The sequence below is a fragment of the Acinetobacter sp. FB genome, from assembly GCF_056033405.1.
Map to the genome: position 1 here is coordinate 2,993,774 of NZ_CM148502.1, position 19,113 is coordinate 3,012,886.

The following is a 19,113-nucleotide window of genomic DNA, read 5'->3' on the forward strand; positions in this document are numbered from 1 at the left end:
TAACGTTGATTGACCAAACTGACAACAATATTCTGCTTCTTTTGTTAAAAAAAATTGTCAATTGTCCGACAGTTTTTATTAATAAAGATCTAAAAGGTTTACATACGCTTCACCTTGTAAAATTCAAATAAATTGACTATAATTTGCCCCTTTCCAATTTGATCATCAGGTAGGCTATGGCCAATAAAGAGGAACTCATTGAGTTCGAAGGCGTTGTCACCGAAACGCTTCCTAATACGATGTTCCGTGTACGTTTAGAAAACGGTCACGAAGTTATTGCTCACATTTCTGGTAAAATGCGCAAACACTATATCCGTATTTTGACGGGTGACAGTGTAAAAGTAGAAATGACACCTTATGACTTAACAAAGGGTCGTATCACTTATCGCGCGCGCTAAGAGATTCGTGAATGCAAAAAAGCCACATTTTGTTTGTGGCTTTTTTTATGCTTGATTCTTATTACTCACTCAAACGTGTTGTTTTACACCCTACCGTTTGACACTCACGTAATCTTTCCTCTAACCAATGATTACGCTCTTGTGTCGTCGTAAGTCTACATTGCACGCTTACGCTATTTTTTTGATCATCAGTACATTCTGCATCTCGATGATGAATCCATGCGAGCTGAGACTTTTTAAGAATCTTTTGTTGTGTCTCATTGAGTTGGTGACGTAATTGCTGGTAATTTTTATTTAAATCAGCATCAGCACTCGCATAAATTTTATTCGTGCAATAAATATCATCATACGTATTGCGTGCCTTATCACAATTATCTGCATGACTGAATGTTGCTAAAGCGCCACACATCAGTCCAAATATAAATTTGTGCATCAAGTTTTCTCAATCGCTTAATTTGCTATCTATCTAAGCATATTTGAACTAAATTGAATATTGCCTAAAAATAGACTAGTTTGTATATTTTTGTCTTTACTTTGTACTAATATTCGAATATATCAATTCAAACCAAAGAATACGTCCTAGGAAAATCTTCTATATGAATTATAAATATCTCATCATCTTTTCTTTTTTTATTTTACAAGCTTGTACAACGCCAGGATGGCAATCAGTTAAACTTCAAGACTACTTAGAGCCTTATATTGGTCAGTCCGCAGATCATATTCAGCAAAACCTTAATCTTAGAAGCTTAGGATTTCAAACCTTAAAGCAAGCTCAAAAAACCAACCAAGATTTAACATTTACTGTTCTTCGTCCAATAAGCATCCCCATTCCTCAAGATATGGGAACCTCAATTAATGGTTCTCGAATATCATCAGGTGTTACTTATAGTCAATCCTATGATGTTAAGTTTTATTGTCACATCATTTTTGAGCTAGACCAACAACAAATTGCTCGCTCTATTCGCTATGAAGGCAAGGCTTGTTAGTTCGCTTATATACATTAAGTTATAAAAAAACGCAGCTTAAGCTGCGTTTTTTATTGGCTATAAGACGTTAGTTAAGTGCTGAAACTACAGCTTCGCCCATAGCATCTGTACCAACTTTTGTCATGCCTTCAGACATAATATCTGCTGTACGCAAACCTTGATCTAATACTTGACCTACAGCATCTTCAATTGCTTTTGCTGCAGCTTCTTCACGGAAGGTATAACGTAACATCATCGCAACTGAAAGAATAGTTGCCAATGGATTAGCAACATTTTGACCAGCAATATCTGGTGCAGAACCATGACATGGCTCATACATGCCTTTGCCATTTTCATCTAAAGATGCAGAAGGCAACATGCCGATCGAACCTGTCAACATTGCTGCTTCGTCAGATAAGATATCACCAAATAAATTACCTGTGACGATCACATCAAACTGCTTTGGTGCACGCACTAACTGCATCGCTGCATTGTCAACATACATATGTGAGAGTTGAATATTTGAATATTGTGCTTGTTGTAAATCAGTAACCGTTTGCTTCCACAATTCAGTCACTTCCAATACATTGGCTTTATCAACCGAGCATACTTTGCCACCGCGCAAGCCTGCTAGCTCGAATGCAACTTTGGCGATACGCTTGATTTCACTTTCTGAATAAACATCAGTGTTATAGCCTTGTTTTTCGCCATTTTCTAATTCGCGAATACCACGTGGTTGACCAAAGTAGATCCCCCCTGTTAATTCACGAACAATTAGGATATCCAAACCGGCAACGATTTCTGGCTTCAAACTTGAAGCATCAGCCAATTGTGGATAAAGAATCGCTGGACGTAAATTTGCGAATAAATTCAATTCGCTACGAATTTTAAGCAAACCACGTTCTGGACGAATCGAACGTTCAATGGTATCCCACTTAGGACCACCAACCGCACCTAATAAAATGGCATCAGCATTTTTAGCTTGTTCGCTTGTTACAGCTGGATACGGTTCACCGTGAGCATCAATTGCTGCACCACCCAGTAAACCTTGTTCCCATGTCAAACCTAAATTAAATTTTTGATTCACCTTAGTTAGTACTTGCTCTGCTGCACCAACAATCTCAGGACCGATACCATCGCCTGCTAAAATTAAAATATGTTTAGACATTTATTCTTCCAGTTTCATATATGCAGCGTTCATACTGCAAGCCGATTAAATCTTTTTCTCAACAAATTCACCCAAACCTGTGCTCACATCATATGGGCGACAGAATCGACGAATCGTATGCTGTTCTTGTTGCAAATCCACACATAAGGGTTCAGGTATAGAAACATTTAATAAACTACCCGAACGATATGCACGGTCTCGGTACATTTTAAAGGTATAGCTTTGATGCGGCTTGAACGCATGAATCACATGGAAGGTTTCAGCTCGGTCTGGTGAAATAGGATAAAAGCGAATGACTACTTCATATTGTTTGGCTGGTACATTTAAGTAGACTTGTTGTTTTCTACTAAAAACCGAACCATGCAATCGAACAATCCCTCGCTCCATTGCCTGTTGGCTAATACGGTGCGATTTGGCATCAATCACAGCAATATCATTGATTCGTTCAAACTCACAATTTTCGACGCCTGAACAATACAAAGTTGCATTTTCTGCTTTATTGCCTACTGTATTTTGGGCAATACGAACCTGATCAACCATATTCGTAGAATTCTGACATGCGGTTAATGTCATACCAACACCTAAACACAGCAAAATACTGCGAGCGAGTCTTCTTTTCATTATTCAAGCCCAGTCCTATATCATGCAAACATGCAAGCGAATATATCTACTCGCATGTTAACAAGAGTTCCATGTCTGCGCTATGGCTATATTTAAAATGTACTAAAACATTAAGCTATGTTTATATTGATGAAATATAAATAAAACTTAAGCTTCTATCTCTTGAAACACCCAAGGACGTACTTGTTTCGCTTTGGCTTCAAAAGCGCGAATATCATCTGCCACTTGTAAAGTTAAGCCAATATCATCCAAACCATTTAATAAGCAGTGCTTACGGAATGGATCAATTTCAAATTTAAATGCTTCACCTGTTGGCGTACGCACTTCCTGAGCTTCTAAATCGATGGTCAATTGATAACCCTCGGTTTCAGCACATTCCTTGAATAACTGATCAACAATCTCTTCAGATAAAATCACAGGCAACATGCCATTTTTAAAACAGTTATTAAAGAAAATATCTGCAAAGCTTGGTGCAATCACTGTACGGAAACCATACTCATTCAAAGCCCAAGGTGCATGTTCACGACTAGAGCCACAACCAAAGTTAGTACGTGCCAATAAAATCGTTGAACCTTGATAACGCGGTTTATTCAACACAAATTCAGGGTTTATTGGACGTTTGCTAATATCTTGCCCTAAATAGCCTTCATCTAAATAACGCAATTCATCAAATAAGTTATCGCCAAAACCTGTGCGTTTAATTGACTTCAAAAACTGTTTTGGAATGATTAAATCAGTATCAACATTTGCACGATCTAAAGGTGCAACAATACCTTGTTCTACAGTGTATTTTTTCATGATTTTGCTCCTTTAGAATGAACGTACATCAACAAAATGACCTGCAATTGCAGCCGCTGCAGCCATTGCTGGGCTCACCAAATGTGTACGACCACCGTTACCCTGACGACCTTCAAAATTTCGATTCGAAGTAGATGCACAATGTTCGCCTGGTTGTAATTTATCAGCGTTCATTGCTAAGCACATCGAACAACCCGGCTCACGCCATTCAAAACCAGCTTCTAAGAAAATTTGATCCAAGCCTTCTTGTTCTGCTTGTTGCTTCACCAAACCTGAACCCGGAACGATCATCGCCTGTTTAATACTAGATGCAACTTTACGCCCTTTCACGACATCTGCCGCAGCACGAATATCTTCAATACGAGAATTGGTACATGAACCAATAAATACACGATCCAATTGAATATCAGACAACGCTTGACCAGCAGTTAAACCCATATATTGATAAGCACGAGTCCAGTCATTACGCTGAACATCATCTTTTGCTTGTTCTAAAGTCGGTACTGCTTGCGAAACAGGGATCACCATTTCTGGAGATGTTCCCCAAGAAACTTGTGGCTCAATCTCAGCGCCATTCAATACGACGACTGCATCAAATACAGCATCTTCGTCCGAGTGTAAGGTATTCCAATATTCTACGGCTTGATCCCACTGCTCACCTTTAGGCGCATAGTTACGATCTTTCACATAAGCGATGGTTTTGTCATCAACAGCAACCATACCTACACGCGCACCCGCTTCGATTGCCATGTTACATACGGTCATACGCCCTTCGATCGACATATCACGGAACACTTGACCACCAAATTCAATGGCATAGCCTGTACCACCAGCCGTTCCAATTTTGCCGATAATCGCTAAAACAACATCTTTCGACGTCACGCCTTTGCATAATACACCATCAACACGAACAAGCATGTTCTTCGATTTTTTCTGTACTAAACATTGCGTTGCTAACACATGCTCAACTTCTGACGTGCCAATACCGTGTGCTAAACAACCAAATGCGCCATGTGTAGCTGTGTGTGAGTCACCACAGACCACCGTCATACCCGGCAAAGTTAAACCTTGCTCTGGTCCTACCACATGGGCAATACCTTGACGAATATCATTAATACCAAATTCAACGATATTAAAGGTCTTACAGTTATCATCTAAGGTTTGAACTTGGATACGAGATGTATCATCTTCGATCCCAGCAATGCCTTGCTCACGCTCTTTTTTAGAGGTCGGAACGTTATGGTCAGGTGTTGCGACATTGGCACTTAAACGCCATGGCTGACGATCAGCAAGTTGTAAGCCTTCAAATGCTTGAGGGCTAGTCACTTCATGTAATAAATGACGATCAATATAAATCAAGCTTGAACCATCATCACGTTGCTTAACTAAATGGTCATCCCATAATTTGTCATATAATGTCTTGCCTGCCATGTCGTCGCTCTCCAACGTGCTTGTCATAGGACTGGGTAACTAAATCTTAAATTTATTATAGCAATGCTTTCACATAAATCTAATTTATCATTTTTATTAGTTATCAAACTTTTTGGAATACCTAATTCATTTGTGCATCAATTTTTTTCAATAAAGAGATAAATGCTTATCTATCTAAAAGTTCGATCATCGAGAGTAGAAATTTCTTTTTTACTTTTTAAATGATAATCATTATTATTTAATTAAATAGGATTTCAAAGGGTGAGCGACATGGCAAACATTCAGCAATTCGTGATTAACAATCAACGGACTTTAAAAAAAACCTTGAGTTACTACATCATGCATATTAGTGTTGCGATGATAGTTGCCTATATGATTACAGGGAATTTAATCATGGCTGCAACTTTGAGTTTAATTGAGCCAACCGTACAAGCTTTTGCCTTTTTCTTCCATGAAAAAGTTTGGAATTATTTTTAATTTTCCGCATCAATATTTGAGCACCTATTTTTAAAGTTATTTGAGTAAGCCTGTATGAATCTTGCTGCATTTGAAGCATTTTTAAAAGTGATGGAAACGGGTTCAATTTCTATCGCGGCGGAACAATTATTTATTACTCAACCTGCGGTAACCAAACGAATTCATACGCTTGAAGAATATTTTGGAGTAAAACTGTTTGAATCCGCAGGACGCGGTATTCAACCGACCCATGCTGCCCATTCTTTATTACCCAAAGTGAGAACATGGCTCAATGAATTAGGTGAAATTCACCATACACTGAGTCATGAGCAGAATCAGGTACAAGGTCGTTTAAAAATTGGGACGAGTCATCATATCGGATTGCATCATCTCGCAGACCCACTGAAAGCTTTTGTGCAATCTTTTCCACAAGTCACTTTAGATGTGCATTTTGTAGACTCCGAACAGGCGCATGAACAAGTTTTAGCAGGTGAACTCGAACTGGCCTTTTTAACCCTCCCTCCAATTGGAGATGAACGCCTAAGTTACTTGACGATTTGGAATGATCCTTTGGTTTTTGTCACCTCACCTTTTCATCCTTTAGCGCAACAATCACAACTTAAATTAGAAGATTTGATTGCTTATCCAAGCCTTTTACCCGCAGCACATACTTATACCAGTCAAATCACATTAGCAGAGTTTGAAAAAAAGGGCTTAAAACCTAAAATTAGTATGAGTAACAATCCTTTAGAGTCGATTAGAATGTTGGTTTCTATTGGCTTAGGTTGGTCAGTATTACCCAAAACTTTGGTGAATCAAGATTTAAAACAACTCGATCTCAATCTTGATATGCAACGCCAATTGGGTATGGTGTGGCATCCTGCACGAATCCAATCAAAAGCAGCGGAAGAATTAATTCATATGATGCAGTGAAGCTGAGTCAGTTAATCACCACCGCAACTGCTACAACTACTACCACAACTGGATGAAGATGATGATTGATCTTGCATGTATTTTGCAAAATCTTTAGTCATTTGTTCAAGTTCAAATAATTGTCCATTTTCCCAACCCAAAGCCTGATCAATGGCAAACAATCGTGGCAATTGCATCGTATTCCTTGGATTATATCCATGTAACATACAACTATACTTCCAAGCTTCAAATAATTGCCGTGCCTGTTCTTCTGGTTTAGTGGTTGCGTCATAAGGACTATGATGCAAAGTTCGGCCAATGGTTTGCTTACATAAATATTGATATTGGATTGGATATTGCAACATCAGATGCCATAAAGCATCTACAGCATGTGAGGGCATGGTATAGGCTTGTTTTTGCATCACGTGTAATGCCAAATAATCCTTAAAGCCTAGTTCAATCAGTCGACGTTGTTTTAAGCTCAGTTCGGGATACTGTTGTTTTAATTCATTCCAAAATATTGGATCAATGTTGAGTTGCTCAATCTTCTCTAATTTATTCCTTCGAGTCTTGGCGATCAAAACATGGTTTAAAACAATAATTGTCCATATTAATGGGAGTAAAACCCAAGCGGTAAATATCTGCTGTTGCCAACTATACATGAGCAGTAAGACTAAGATAGGTAACATAATCCAGCGTGTTTTTATCATCGGTTGCTGGCGTTCTAATTTGAGTAATGCATTAAGCATGCTGGAAGTATGTTCTTCCTGATTTGTTTTTATTTTCATACTGTCATCTTATAAAGAAAAGATGACAGTGAGATGACAAAAAACCTCCCGAACAAGGAGGTTTAATATTCACTACGCGATTTGTAATAGTCGACGAATTTGCTGAACCGTCTGATTTAAATCTAATAAATGATGCGGAATAGTCATCGTTAATAATTGATCAGATCGAAAATGACGATCTACTTCAAGCATGACATGCGTTTGATGTGGTTCAGCAACGAATGAAACTTCTACCTCATTAAAACCGCTGAACAGATGTGAAGATACAAACTCAAGCTCTTGGTAACAACCAATCGTCGACCTAAAGTTACGCGCAGTGAGTTGCCCTTTTTCTACATCTATAGTCGATAAAACAAAACCACATTGTTGCATCGCCTGTAAAAACATTTGCATCGCTGGCGTTGGTAATATACTTAAATAATCACGATCTGTTGCATCTATACCCCAATCTACATCTAGACGGGTATTGATCCAGACCCGTGTACCATTACGACGACAAGAAACTTCAGTGATAGGCGTTTCATATGGGATTTCCATAGTAAAAGGAATATTGTGTGATTGATTTGCAGCTAACAAAAAATTAGAACTAATTAGCCACTGTTCCAAAATCAAAGGTTGATTAAACTCATGATCACCTGATTCGACCTCAGCCATCGTCATCAATTGTAAGTACAAAGCATTGATTTCTTTATCTGATGAACCACCTTTAAAACTAATTTCTCCGTGAAGCGTTTCACCCGCCTGTAAAGTAGGATTATGCAAATGCGTTTCTACAGTTACCCCTTGAATACCCAAACTTGACATAATTTTATTAAACATGTTTCAACCCTTTTGGATTATTTCGTTAAATCTATAACTGGCTACTTATTTTTAAAGTGCTTCATCCCCAGCGATTTGAAGCTTGCCATCTGCTATTTCGTTCATAAATTGCTGATAATCATTCAAATTGCGCTCAGCATATTGCATGGCATACTCTTGCAAAACATCTACAATCTTGTTGCCTTCACCTAGATAGCCCATCAAAACATCGGCATTACCAGATTTTGCATGTGCATGCGCCAACGCTAAGCCACAACTTTCAGCATATTCATAAAAATATTCGTCATCCATATCTGTTAAATCCACAGAAATCTTCATATCTCGAAGCTGACGGATGTGGAAATGTTTATCTAATGTAGAAAATCCTAAGAAAATATCACTAGCAGCCTGCATTAATTGTTGACCATGAATGACTCGCTCACCTTCATGTTCTACTTTATCTTTGAAAAGTGGGCTAAGTATTGAAGGATTCGCTTCTTTCATTTGTAATATCAATGGCTCTCGATCTGCATCTTGGAACAGCGCAACAGCAGAGCGTGTGCCAACACTTCCAACCCCAACTACTTTGAGTGCAACGTCTGTACGTTGGTAACGATCAAATAAAACTTGTCGATCAAATTTCAATGAATCTCGATAACACGAAAAGAATTGATCAAGATTGTGGGCAAAAGGTTCATTTGTTTGGGGGTGCCATAAAAGTGGTTTGTCATCAATAAAATGCCTAAAACCCGTATCCTCATTTTTTTCAGTTAACTTTGGCAAAACCGAATGTGCATTTCTCTTTTGTGCTGAATCAAGATGCTTTTCTCTTTTCTTTCTGAGCTTTCGGCATTCCGTATTCTCTAGTAATGTCGTGGCATCGACCTTGTCATACCAAACCTGTAGTGGCGACAACTCCGAATTTTCTAATAAATGCTGACGATAACTATGCAACATAGTTTTAATTGCTTTTAAACCCACTTTATCGGCGAGATCAATATCACGAGCGGCAATCACAAAACTCGTTGCCAACCGTTTTAAATCCCATTCAAATGGAGCAACCAATGTCTCATCAAAATCATTAATACCAAATAATAAATTACGTTCAGGGCTGGCAAAACCGCCAAAATTACTTAAATGACAATCACCACAAATTTGCTGGAATAAGCCTGAGTTAAACTGCTCCCATGCTTGATCAAACAACATTAAAGAAGGCATACCACGATAATAGGTAAAGGGAGAAACACTCATACGTTTTGCACGAATCGGCTTAAGCTGCTCTAAACGTCCTTGATTACTCCAATCATAAATATTTAAAGCCGTTAGACCTTTAGGTCGTTGCGATAGTTGTGACAACTGTTCACGTGAAACTTTTTGACGTTGCGCTTTTCCTAATTTAAAACCTTCGGTTTTTGTCAGTAACTTACCTTGATAACTATGCCGAGTAAGATCAATGCAGTCTTCTGTCCAAAGTTGTTTGGGTAATTTAATTTGTGGTGTTTTAGGCATTATTTACTCATTATTTTAAAGGATAATTATTTGTTATCCTTATAATATTGACAGAGATATAATTCAATATTTTTATTGGGGTTAATAATATATCCCACAAATATTATATTTTTAAATTAGAGAATATTAAAATGAATAAAATTACTGGAGACTTAATTGCTCTTGCTCAAGCTGGAGAATTTGATGTCATCATTCATGGTTGCAATTGTTTCTGTACCATGGGGGGTGGCATTGCAAAAATCATCAAAAAAGAGTTTCCAGAAGCCTACCATGCTGACTTAAATACCATTTCTGGCGATAAGGAAAAGCTAGGAACATACAGCGAAGCGAATATTATTCGTGATGATTGTAATTTTATTATTCTTAATGCTTATACGCAGTTTAATTGGCGCGGACAAGGTATTAAAGCTGATTATCATGCTATTCGAAACGTCTTTAAACAAGTTAAACAAAACTTCCCTACAGCAAAAATAGCTTATCCAATGATTGGTGCTGGACTTGCCAAAGGTGATTGGAACTTGATTGCAACAATTATTGATGAGGAGTTGGGAGACCTCGATCATAGACTCGTTGTTCTCCCAACTCCATAATTTTAAATCGACCAGTCTTGGATGTCCCAATTTTTTTCTTCAGCTAATTTCTCTAAACGATCATCTGGATTTACAGCAATCGCATGGGTTGCATATTCAAGCAAAAAACGATCATTAATCGAATCTGAATACGCCCAAGACTCGTCAACTGCTCTTCCCTGTAACCATTGATCTAAACGAGCAAGCTTACCTTTCTGATAACAAGGTAAACCTGTCACCTTACCCGTATACTTCCCATCAAGAACTTCGGCATTCGTCGCAATAATTTCAGTAATACCAAATTCACGAAAAATCGGAGCCGTAATAAAATCACTCGTTGCAGTAATACCGACAATCGCATGACCTAAATCTTGATGCTTTTTAATTGCATCAAAACCTTTCAGACGCATTTGGGGACGAATCACTTTTTGCATAAACAACTGATGTAGTTCAGTTAAATAGTCATTTTCGTGTTTAGTTAAAAATTCAAATACAAATTCGTTATAGGCAATCGGATCAAGTTGTCCTGCCTTATAGTCCTCGTAGAATTTATCATTCATTTGGCGATGATGAACTGGATCAACCAAACCTTCATTAACTAAAAATTCACCCCATGAATGGTCAGAATCGGTATTTAACAGGGTGTGATCTAAATCAAACAAAGCCAATTTCATATAAATGCTCATTTAAATGCAAATTAAAGAAAAAAAACGTAAATCTATTTCCGTAAGTGACTAAAAATTCGTTAAGATCATAGCAATTTTAAACATTTTACTTTGACCTTTTTCGAGTTGGACGTGAAGAGTGACTGTCCCCGAGATCAAAGTCAACGATATAGAGAAAATTTAGGTAGCCAAATGATCGATTCAGAAGGTTTCCGACCCAACGTCGGGATCATTTTGGCAAACGATGACGGACAAGTTTTATGGGCAAAACGCATTGGTCACAATGCTTGGCAATTTCCACAAGGAGGGATCCAGTTTGGAGAAACCCCTGAACAGGCACTTTATCGTGAACTGAGAGAAGAAGTCGGTTTATTGCCCGAACACGTCCAAATTATAGCGCAAACTAAAAGTTGGCTGCGTTATCGTTTGCCACATCGGTACATTCGGTCAGATTCTGATCCGGTATGTATTGGACAAAAGCAAAAGTGGTTTTTACTGAAATTAACGGCATCGCCGCATCATATTCAGTTAAATCTATCAGACCCACCCGAGTTCGATGAATGGCAATGGGTGAGTTACTGGTATCCGTTAGGTCAAGTAGTGAACTTCAAAAGAGATGTTTACCGCAGAGCCATGATGGAGTTGTGTTTACAATTACCGCAGCGTTAATCGTCAACAAATCATCACTTTAAGCAATGATTTTTGATCATAGAGCTGTTATAACTAGACCGATAACGATTTATAAATTGGAGTAAACATCCATGTCAAACATGCAACTCGACACGCTTAGACGCATTGTGCAAGAAATTAATGCGTCCGTCAGTTTGCATGATTCTTTGGACATTATGGTCAATCATGTGGCTGAAGCGATGCATGTAGATGTATGCTCCATTTATTTATTGGATGAACGAAATAAACGCTATGTGCTCATGGCTTCAAAAGGTTTAAAACCTGAAGCTGTTGGACATGTTTCTTTGAGTGTTGGTGAAGGTCTCGTCGGTTTAGTCGGTAAACGTGAAGAAATTGTAAACTTAGATAACGCACCTAAGCATGAACGCTTTGCTTATTTGCCCGAAACAGGTGAAGAGCTATTTAACTCATTTCTTGGCGTACCCGTGATGTATCGCCGTAAAGTGATGGGCGTTTTAGTTGTTCAAAATAAAGAACCTCAAGACTTTAGTGAAGCGGCTGAATCATTTCTCGTTACTTTATGTGCGCAACTCTCAGGGGTAATTGCTCATGCACATGCGGTCGGAAATATTGATGTTTTCCGCAAACCGACCAGTGGTTCATCTTACAAAACATTCCAAGGGGTTTCAGGTGCTGGAGGGATTGCTTTAGGTCGCGCCATCGTGCTCTATCCCCCAGCCGATCTTGCTGCAATTCCCGATCGTGAAGCTGAAGATATCAGTGATGAACTTGACCTATTAGATCAAGCGATTGCTGCGGTACGTTTAGAGATTCAATCTTTAGATGAGAAAATGCAAGACTCATTGATGTCAGAAGAACGCGCATTATTTAGCGTGTTTTTACGAATGTTAGATGAAAATGCATTGCCAAGTGAAATCAAAGATCATATTCGTGCAGGGAGTTGGGCACAAGGTGCGGTTCGTAAAGTCATCGATAAACATATCGCGCTATTTGCTCAAATGGAGGACGATTACTTACGTGAACGTGTTTCTGACCTCAAAGATCTTGGTCGCCGAATTTTAGCTTGTTTACAAGAAAATGATTCCAGTCACCGTGAACTTAGCCCAGACAGTATTTTAATTGGTGAAGAAATTAGCACGGCGGCTTTAGTTGAACTTCCTGTTGATAAAATCGCTGCGATTGTGACTTCTGAAGGTGCAGCGAATTCACATATGGTGATCGTGGCACGTGCGTTAGGTATTCCAACTGTTGTCGGTGTGACTGAATTACCAATCACGACTCTTGATGATATTGAAATGATTGTCGATGCCTATCAAGGTCGTGTTTTTGTTAACCCACCACGTCGTTTGCGTCAACGTTATAAAGAAGTTCAAAAAGAAGAAGAACAAATCGCAAAAGATTTGAAGCAATATGAAACCAAAGATGCGATTACACCTGATGGTGTCTCTATTCCTTTATTCGTAAATACAGGTTTGATGATTGACGTTGTTCGTGGCGTGCAACGTGGTGCAAAAGGTGTCGGTTTATATCGCAGCGAAATTCCGTTCATGCTACGCGAACGCTTCCCAGGTGAGGAAGAACAACGTGCCATCTATCGTCAGCAGCTGAGCCATTTTGCGAATAAGCCTGTGATTATGCGAACTCTCGATATCGGTGCGGATAAAGATTTGCCTTATTTTAGTATTGAAGAAGAAAACTCGGCATTAGGTTGGCGTGGTCTTCGCTTTACTCTGGATCATCCTGAAATTTTCTCAGCGCAAATCCGTGCCATGCTAAAAGCTAGTATTGGTTTGAATAATTTGCATATTTTGTTACCGATGGTGACAAGTGTCAGTGAAGTTGAGGAAGTCTTGTATCTATTGGAACGAGACTGGTTAGCTGTACAAGAAGAAGAACAAGTCAAAATCACTAAGCCTAAAATTGGGATCATGGTTGAAGTACCGAGTGTACTTTTACAAATTGGTGAGTTTGCGGAGCTAGTCGACTTCTTTTCAGTTGGCTCAAATGACTTAACCCAATATTTATTGGCTGTTGATCGTAACAATCCTCATGTTGCTAACGTATATTCGCACTTTCATCCGTCTGTCTTACGTGCTTTAAACCGTTTAGTAGAAGATTGCCATATCTATCAAAAGCCTGTCAGTGTCTGTGGTGAAATGGCAGGAGATCCATTATCTGCCATTCTACTGATGGCGATGGGTTTCAATACACTTTCCATGAGTTCTAGTAATATATTAAGAGTTCGTAAAGCGATTTGCCATGTTCCAATGAGTGATGCAAAACAACTGTTAGATGATGTTTTACACATGAATAACCCTCTGGTCATCAAAAGTTGGCTTGAACACTATTTCAAAACTCATGGACTTGCAGATATGGTCAAATCAAATCGTTTGGTCAGTTAAAATGATTGTAAAAAATAAAAAAGCGATCATCATTTAGTTGATCGCTTTTTTATTGTTCAGTATTTATTAATGCTGTCGTAAATAGATCTGTTGTTTGGTTTTATTCAGGCTAACCGCTGGGAATTTACGATCATAATCAATTGCAATCAGATCTTTACCAGTTAAATTTTTAACATCAGGTTCCCATGTTATATAGTAATTCAATTCTGCATTATCTCGAACTGATGGCTGAATACTTTGACGATGATTTGCAGGAATATTCAAATCAACTGTAAAAGGTACCTGAGATACTTGTATTTTCTTTTGTGTGATCAAAGTCGCTGGAACATCTGCCATACGTTTTTCAACTGCATATAAACGAACCGTACCTTGTTGTTGCACAACGTTATAAGTGCCTTGTCCCACAAATTCAACACTGAGCGATTGAGCTGCATCCGCTTTAGTTTGATCTGAATGTGGCATAATAGATGTACATCCTGCTAAAACGGTTAAAGATAGTCCTAAACCGAGCACTAATTTCTTCATTTGTTTTAATCTCTGCAAAATTAAGCTCAAAATAACATAGCAAATTTTAATATTATGGGGTTTTACATATCTCCAACCGAGTTTATGTTTTTAGATACCAAAATTGAATATAAAAACAGGTACTAAATCCGCTCATTCATGCCAAAAAAGATTAAACGAAGGCATTTTCAAATGGCTATTTTTAGGTGATTTTACATAACTCCAACATGGCAAAGATGTCCCTGAATGAAAGAAATTAATCAAAGCTTGCTTCTGAATGTCAGCTTTTTTCCTACTTCTAGTTAAAACCTAGTAATACAGTAAGTCTTTATTTTTACATTATCTTTTATCTTTTTTTAACAAATTTCATATCTACAAAAGCTCAGTTCGTGTTTAAGCTTTAAACAGCTTCAATCGGATAAAGCATTTATGACATCAACTTTAATCCATTGGAAAAAAAACTTTCATCAACCTAGAGTAAAAATACAAAGGATGTAAACCTCATCATTACAAATCAATTTAGGCATCTTCATTTTTTGATACCCATTTTGTAGCTGATACGGTTAAACATTCATATCTTTGAACGGTCAAACAGTTCGGATGACCCAGCTCACAGGTCATCTTGATGGAGATAGAACATGAGCCAAGACGATAAAAAATGTCCTTATAGCCACTTAACCACTGATTTTGGCGCACCCGTGGTGGATAACCAGAATAGTATGACAGCAGGTGCTCGGGGTCCTTTATTAGCCCAAGATTTATGGCTAAATGAAAAACTTGCCAACTTTGTCCGTGAAGTGATTCCTGAACGTCGTATGCACGCTAAAGGTTCTGGTGCATTCGGTACATTTACAGTTACCCATGATATTACTCAATATACCCGCGCTAAAATTTTTAACGAAATCGGTAAAAAAACAGAAATGTTTGCTCGTTTTACCACGGTTGCAGGTGAACGTGGCGCAGCGGATGCTGAACGGGATATTCGTGGTTTTGCCTTAAAATTTTATACTGAAGAAGGTAACTGGGATATGGTGGGTAATAATACCCCTGTATTCTTCTTACGTGATCCACGCAAATTCCCAGATCTCAACAAAGCAGTAAAACGCGACCCAAAAACTAATCTACGCAGTGCTACCAATAACTGGGATTTCTGGACTTTATTGCCAGAAGCCTTGCATCAAGTCACGATTGTGATGTCAGATCGCGGTATTCCTGCAAGTTACCGACATATGCATGGTTTTAGTAGCCATACCTATAGTTTCATTAATGCAGCCAATGAACGTTTCTGGGTAAAATTCCACTTTAGAACGCAACAAGGAATTAAAAACCTAACCGATGCAGAAGCTGGTGAATTGGTGGGTCAAGACCGTGAAAGCCATCAACGCGATTTATTCGATGCCATCGAACGCCAAGACTATCCAAAATGGACGCTTTTTGTTCAGATTATGCCAGAACAAGATGCTGAGAAAGTTCCATATCATCCATTCGATTTAACTAAAGTTTGGCCTCATGGCGACTATCCACTAATTGAAGTTGGTGAGTTTGAACTCAACCGCAACTCTGAAAACTTCTTCCTAGATGTTGAACAATCTGCTTTTGCACCAAGTAACTTAGTGCCAGGTATTAGCGTTTCACCTGACCGTATGTTACAGGCACGACTATTTAACTATGCGGATGCACAACGTTACCGTTTAGGTGTGAACTATCAACAAATTCCAGTGAATGCTGCTCGCTGCCCTGTTCACAGTAATCACCGCGATGGTCAAGGTCGCATTGATGCCAACTATGGTGGTTTACCACATTATGAACCCAACAGCTTCGGCCAATGGCAAGAACAGCCGCAGTACAAAGAACCACCATTGAAAATTAATGGTGATGCAGACTTCTGGGATTATCGTGAAGATGATAATGACTACTTCAGTCAACCTCGTGCCTTATTCGAGTTAATGACACCTGAACAGCAAGATGCCTTATTTGGCAATACAGCACGCGCGATGGGAGATGCGTTGGACTTTATCAAATATCGTCATATCCGAAACTGCTATGCTTGCCACCCTGCTTATGGCGAAGGTGTTGCAAAAGCACTTGGTATGACTGTTGCTAATGCGCAAGCTGCCCGTGAGACTGACCCTGCTCGTCATTTACCAAGCTTTCTTTAAACCCTAAAACATCCAAATAAAAAGCCATCTTCGGATGGCTTTTTTTATGAACTTAGGTAACAATTTAGTCAATCTCTTATAGAAAAATAATCATGTCAAAACAATTAGATCAACTCATCCAAAGCTATAACCTGATCTTATTCGATGCGAAATGTGTTCTTTGCTCAGCATGGGCAAATTTTATGATCAAGCATGATCCACGTTATCAATTCAAACTCGTTTCTGTGCAATCAGATTTGGGGCAACAAATCTTAAAAAAGTATCATTTCCCAACTGACCATTTTGAAACCATGCTTTTACTTGAGAAGGGACAATTATTCACTGAATCAACAGCTTTCTTACGTGTGATGGAATCCCTTGATTTTCCTTACAATACATTACGATATGGCAAGTTTTTTCCAAAATTTGTACGTGACTTTACTTATCGACGTATTGCCCTTAATCGTTATCAACTTTTTGGTAAGACTGAAGATTGTTATGTGATTCAAGCAAGTGATAAACAGCATTTTTTATTGGATGATGTTTTAAGATGAGAAATGCTGAACTTACAATTGCACAGATTTTAAAATTCTGTCAGCTGATTATTGCCTTTCTTTGGATTTATCAAGGTTTAATTCCTAAATTAATTTTTCAGGTAGAGGGTGAACAATACGTTTGGCAACAATTACATATTCCTGAGGTGTATATACCATGGTTAGTCTCGCTTTCAGGGATAGGCGAGGTCATTTTTGGCATTCTCTTTCTGTTTATAAGACATCAATTTTTGCACTGGCTCAGCATTTTGAGTTTAGTTGGGTTATTTATTTTGATTCTATTCATTTACCCAAATCAAATTTACCAAGCATTTAATCCCGTCGTGATGAATATTGCATTAGGGAGTCTTTCGCTGATTTCAATCTGGTGCCTCAACGCAAAGACTCATACTAAGCCCGAATGAAATGTCCTTCACGAATACAATAAAATGGATTGACTAATTTAGATGAAGATTTCATTGCTTGTTGTAACTCATGTTCAGGAGCATTGCGGTCTTCATCGGTAAGCTGGAAAGTACGAAAATGAATGGCCAATGAACGATGCGCATGCAAATCTAAATGAGCGTGAAAAGCATCTTGTGGATTCATATGCACATATCGCATTAACTTTCGTGGCTCATAAGCACCTATGGGTAATAGTGCAATACGTGCATCACCATATCGCTCATGTATTTGTTTGAAGTGCGCTGCGTAACCTGTATCACCCGCAAAGAAACAATGTCCTGTCTTTGCTAGAAGCGAAAAACCACCCCACAAAGCTCTATTTTGATCCCGTGCCCCACGTCCAGAAGCATGCTGTGCTGGGGTATAGGCTATCTTGATTTCGTCATGAAAAGGAATTTCTTGCCACCAATCCATTTCAATTACATGTAAATGTTTTGCTAAATAGTAACCATTACCTAAACCCGTATAAATCGGCATTTTAAATTTCTGATGCAGCCACTCCAACGTTGCCAAGTCCATATGGTCATAATGATTATGGCTTAATAGTACTGCATGAATCGTTGGGAGCTTTTCTAGGGCGATCCCTGCTGGGCAAACTCGTTGCGGGCCTTGTCCTTGCTTTGGACTAACATAGTCACACCAAACAGGATCGGTTAAGAAGTTGTAAGGGCCTATTTGGATCAGAACCGTTGCATGTCCTACAAACCAAATCTGCCAATTATTTAAATCTGCGTGTGGTCTATTTTGTGGTAACTCAAGCATTTGATTACGCAAATTAGCTTCATGCGCACGATCAACATTCCAAGTATAAGATTTGCGTGTCGCTAGCCATTTAAATAAACCTTTACGGTCAAACGGTGTAAGCGGTTTTTCTAAATTATAAAAACGATCAATACCACAATGATCAGAAGGCTCATGTGGAAATGGAGGTTTCCCCCAAGTATGGCTCAAGCAAGATTGGGTCGGCAATTGATAGGTTAATGTCGGCTTATCTTTCATGTACTTCTTCTTTGCTGGAATTGAATCGCACAAAATTCCGATAGAATTGGGATAATGAGCAGTCCTTTACTCTAACTTTTAAAATCAATCTAATTGTATGATTTTTTTAGAGGGTTTAACTGCCTCTAAATAATCGAACTTGATCCTAACATAAGCTTGTTAGTTATGCTGATTTTATCCAGTCGAGTCAATACAATTTTAGGGTACATATCAAACTTTTCCACTATATAGCTTATATAGTTTTTTTATGTCTCTAATACATTTTTTATATTTTAAGAGAAAGTATATTGTTTACAAAAACAGCTATTATATAATGCAGACCGAGAAGTACTTTCTAACACTC

General features: G+C 38.4%; 21 protein-coding genes. 10 read left to right on the top strand and 11 right to left on the bottom strand.

Translation table 11 applies throughout. The features are described 5' to 3' along the window. The first annotated feature begins 176 nt into the window (after nt 1-176). The gene (infA, locus tag AC0JIQ_RS14250; RefSeq protein ID WP_001284370.1) at nt 177-398 is read left to right on the top strand and encodes a translation initiation factor IF-1; all 222 of its coding nucleotides are present in this window, start codon (nt 177-179) and stop codon (nt 396-398) included. Nucleotides 399-459: 61 nt separating this feature from the next. On the opposite strand, the gene AC0JIQ_RS14255 is transcribed toward infA, so the two are convergent. After that, on the bottom strand, nt 460-831 hold the full coding sequence (locus AC0JIQ_RS14255; RefSeq protein WP_004659107.1) for a lysozyme inhibitor LprI family protein: 372 nt from the start codon (nt 829-831) through the stop codon (nt 460-462). A gap of 163 nt (nt 832-994) precedes the next feature. Here AC0JIQ_RS14255 and AC0JIQ_RS14260 point away from each other — a divergent pair, with 163 nt between their 5' ends. Beyond that, nucleotides 995-1,384: a hypothetical protein gene (locus AC0JIQ_RS14260; protein WP_241283337.1), complete on the top strand. Its 390-nt coding sequence runs from the start codon at nt 995-997 to the stop codon at nt 1,382-1,384. Nucleotides 1,385-1,451: 67 nt separating this feature from the next. On the opposite strand, the gene leuB is transcribed toward AC0JIQ_RS14260, so the two are convergent. The 4 genes from leuB to leuC all read right to left on the bottom strand — a co-directional run bounded on the left by leuB (nt 1,452) and on the right by leuC (nt 5,381). Next, nucleotides 1,452-2,531 (bottom strand): 3-isopropylmalate dehydrogenase, encoded by a 1,080-nt coding sequence (gene leuB / locus AC0JIQ_RS14265; protein ID WP_005218467.1) that lies wholly within the window; start codon nt 2,529-2,531, stop codon nt 1,452-1,454. Between the two features lie 45 nt (nt 2,532-2,576). After that, nucleotides 2,577-3,152 carry a hypothetical protein gene (locus AC0JIQ_RS14270; protein WP_004659113.1) on the bottom strand — a complete coding sequence of 192 codons (576 nt, stop codon included), beginning with the start codon at nt 3,150-3,152 and terminating at the stop codon, nt 2,577-2,579. Between the two features lie 147 nt (nt 3,153-3,299). Next, a complete protein-coding gene (gene leuD / locus AC0JIQ_RS14275) occupies nt 3,300-3,950 on the bottom strand; it encodes a 3-isopropylmalate dehydratase small subunit (RefSeq protein WP_050042124.1) in 651 nt (216 codons plus the stop codon). A gap of 12 nt (nt 3,951-3,962) precedes the next feature. Continuing rightward, nucleotides 3,963-5,381 carry a 3-isopropylmalate dehydratase large subunit gene (leuC, locus tag AC0JIQ_RS14280; RefSeq protein WP_474202026.1) on the bottom strand — a complete coding sequence of 473 codons (1,419 nt, stop codon included), beginning with the start codon at nt 5,379-5,381 and terminating at the stop codon, nt 3,963-3,965. Between the two features lie 270 nt (nt 5,382-5,651). Between leuC and AC0JIQ_RS14285 the strand changes: the two genes are divergently transcribed. Together AC0JIQ_RS14285 and AC0JIQ_RS14290 are read left to right on the top strand one after the other, a co-directional pair. Beyond that, on the top strand, nt 5,652-5,858 hold the full coding sequence (locus AC0JIQ_RS14285; RefSeq protein WP_004674543.1) for a DUF2061 domain-containing protein: 207 nt from the start codon (nt 5,652-5,654) through the stop codon (nt 5,856-5,858). A 54-nt stretch (nt 5,859-5,912) separates the two neighbouring features. Then, the gene (locus AC0JIQ_RS14290) at nt 5,913-6,770 is read left to right on the top strand and encodes a LysR family transcriptional regulator (protein WP_005218475.1); all 858 of its coding nucleotides are present in this window, start codon (nt 5,913-5,915) and stop codon (nt 6,768-6,770) included. Nucleotides 6,771-6,781: 11 nt separating this feature from the next. On the opposite strand, the gene AC0JIQ_RS14295 is transcribed toward AC0JIQ_RS14290, so the two are convergent. The 3 genes from AC0JIQ_RS14295 to AC0JIQ_RS14305 form a co-directional block, all read right to left on the bottom strand. Then, nucleotides 6,782-7,537 carry a glycine-rich domain-containing protein gene (locus AC0JIQ_RS14295; protein WP_474202027.1) on the bottom strand — a complete coding sequence of 252 codons (756 nt, stop codon included), beginning with the start codon at nt 7,535-7,537 and terminating at the stop codon, nt 6,782-6,784. 72 nt (nt 7,538-7,609) lie between these two features. Beyond that, nucleotides 7,610-8,356, bottom strand: a complete 747-nt coding sequence (locus AC0JIQ_RS14300) for a sporulation protein (RefSeq protein WP_474202028.1) — start codon at nt 8,354-8,356, stop codon at nt 7,610-7,612. A 51-nt stretch (nt 8,357-8,407) separates the two neighbouring features. Next, nucleotides 8,408-9,844, bottom strand: coding sequence for a DUF2252 family protein (locus AC0JIQ_RS14305; RefSeq protein ID WP_314367086.1), 1,437 nt, complete (start codon nt 9,842-9,844; stop codon nt 8,408-8,410). A gap of 131 nt (nt 9,845-9,975) precedes the next feature. Here AC0JIQ_RS14305 and AC0JIQ_RS14310 point away from each other — a divergent pair, with 131 nt between their 5' ends. Continuing rightward, entirely contained in the window at nt 9,976-10,434 is a 459-nt protein-coding gene (locus AC0JIQ_RS14310) for a macro domain-containing protein (protein WP_474202029.1), read from the top strand. Between the two features lie 2 nt (nt 10,435-10,436). Here the strand turns inward: AC0JIQ_RS14310 and AC0JIQ_RS14315 are convergent, their stop codons facing one another. Next, nucleotides 10,437-11,087: an HAD family hydrolase gene (locus AC0JIQ_RS14315; protein ID WP_474202030.1), complete on the bottom strand. Its 651-nt coding sequence runs from the start codon at nt 11,085-11,087 to the stop codon at nt 10,437-10,439. 183 nt (nt 11,088-11,270) lie between these two features. On the opposite strand from AC0JIQ_RS14315, the gene AC0JIQ_RS14320 reads away from it, so the two are divergent. Next, on the top strand, nt 11,271-11,747 hold the full coding sequence (locus tag AC0JIQ_RS14320) for an RNA pyrophosphohydrolase (RefSeq protein ID WP_004659132.1): 477 nt from the start codon (nt 11,271-11,273) through the stop codon (nt 11,745-11,747). 92 nt (nt 11,748-11,839) lie between these two features. Further along, nucleotides 11,840-14,131 carry a phosphoenolpyruvate--protein phosphotransferase gene (gene ptsP, locus AC0JIQ_RS14325; protein ID WP_241306731.1) on the top strand — a complete coding sequence of 764 codons (2,292 nt, stop codon included), beginning with the start codon at nt 11,840-11,842 and terminating at the stop codon, nt 14,129-14,131. A 66-nt stretch (nt 14,132-14,197) separates the two neighbouring features. On the opposite strand, the gene AC0JIQ_RS14330 is transcribed toward ptsP, so the two are convergent. Next, nucleotides 14,198-14,656 carry a hypothetical protein gene (locus AC0JIQ_RS14330; protein WP_474202031.1) on the bottom strand — a complete coding sequence of 153 codons (459 nt, stop codon included), beginning with the start codon at nt 14,654-14,656 and terminating at the stop codon, nt 14,198-14,200. Nucleotides 14,657-15,273: 617 nt separating this feature from the next. On the opposite strand from AC0JIQ_RS14330, the gene AC0JIQ_RS14335 reads away from it, so the two are divergent. The 3 genes from AC0JIQ_RS14335 (at nt 15,274) to AC0JIQ_RS14345 (ending at nt 17,731) form a co-directional block, all read left to right on the top strand. Further along, on the top strand, nt 15,274-16,794 hold the full coding sequence (locus tag AC0JIQ_RS14335) for a catalase (RefSeq protein ID WP_474202032.1): 1,521 nt from the start codon (nt 15,274-15,276) through the stop codon (nt 16,792-16,794). 92 nt (nt 16,795-16,886) lie between these two features. After that, the gene (locus AC0JIQ_RS14340; protein ID WP_474202033.1) at nt 16,887-17,327 is read left to right on the top strand and encodes a thiol-disulfide oxidoreductase DCC family protein; all 441 of its coding nucleotides are present in this window, start codon (nt 16,887-16,889) and stop codon (nt 17,325-17,327) included. Then, entirely contained in the window at nt 17,324-17,731 is a 408-nt protein-coding gene (locus AC0JIQ_RS14345; RefSeq protein WP_474202034.1) for a DoxX-like family protein, read from the top strand. The genes AC0JIQ_RS14340 and AC0JIQ_RS14345 overlap by 4 nt, the downstream gene beginning before the upstream one ends. Here the strand turns inward: AC0JIQ_RS14345 and AC0JIQ_RS14350 are convergent. Further along, complete coding sequence (locus AC0JIQ_RS14350; protein WP_474202035.1) at nt 17,718-18,770, bottom strand: MBL fold metallo-hydrolase; 1,053 nt, start codon at nt 18,768-18,770, stop codon at nt 17,718-17,720. The two genes, AC0JIQ_RS14345 and AC0JIQ_RS14350, sit on opposite strands and share 14 nt — an antisense overlap. Nucleotides 18,771-19,113 lie beyond the last annotated feature (343 nt).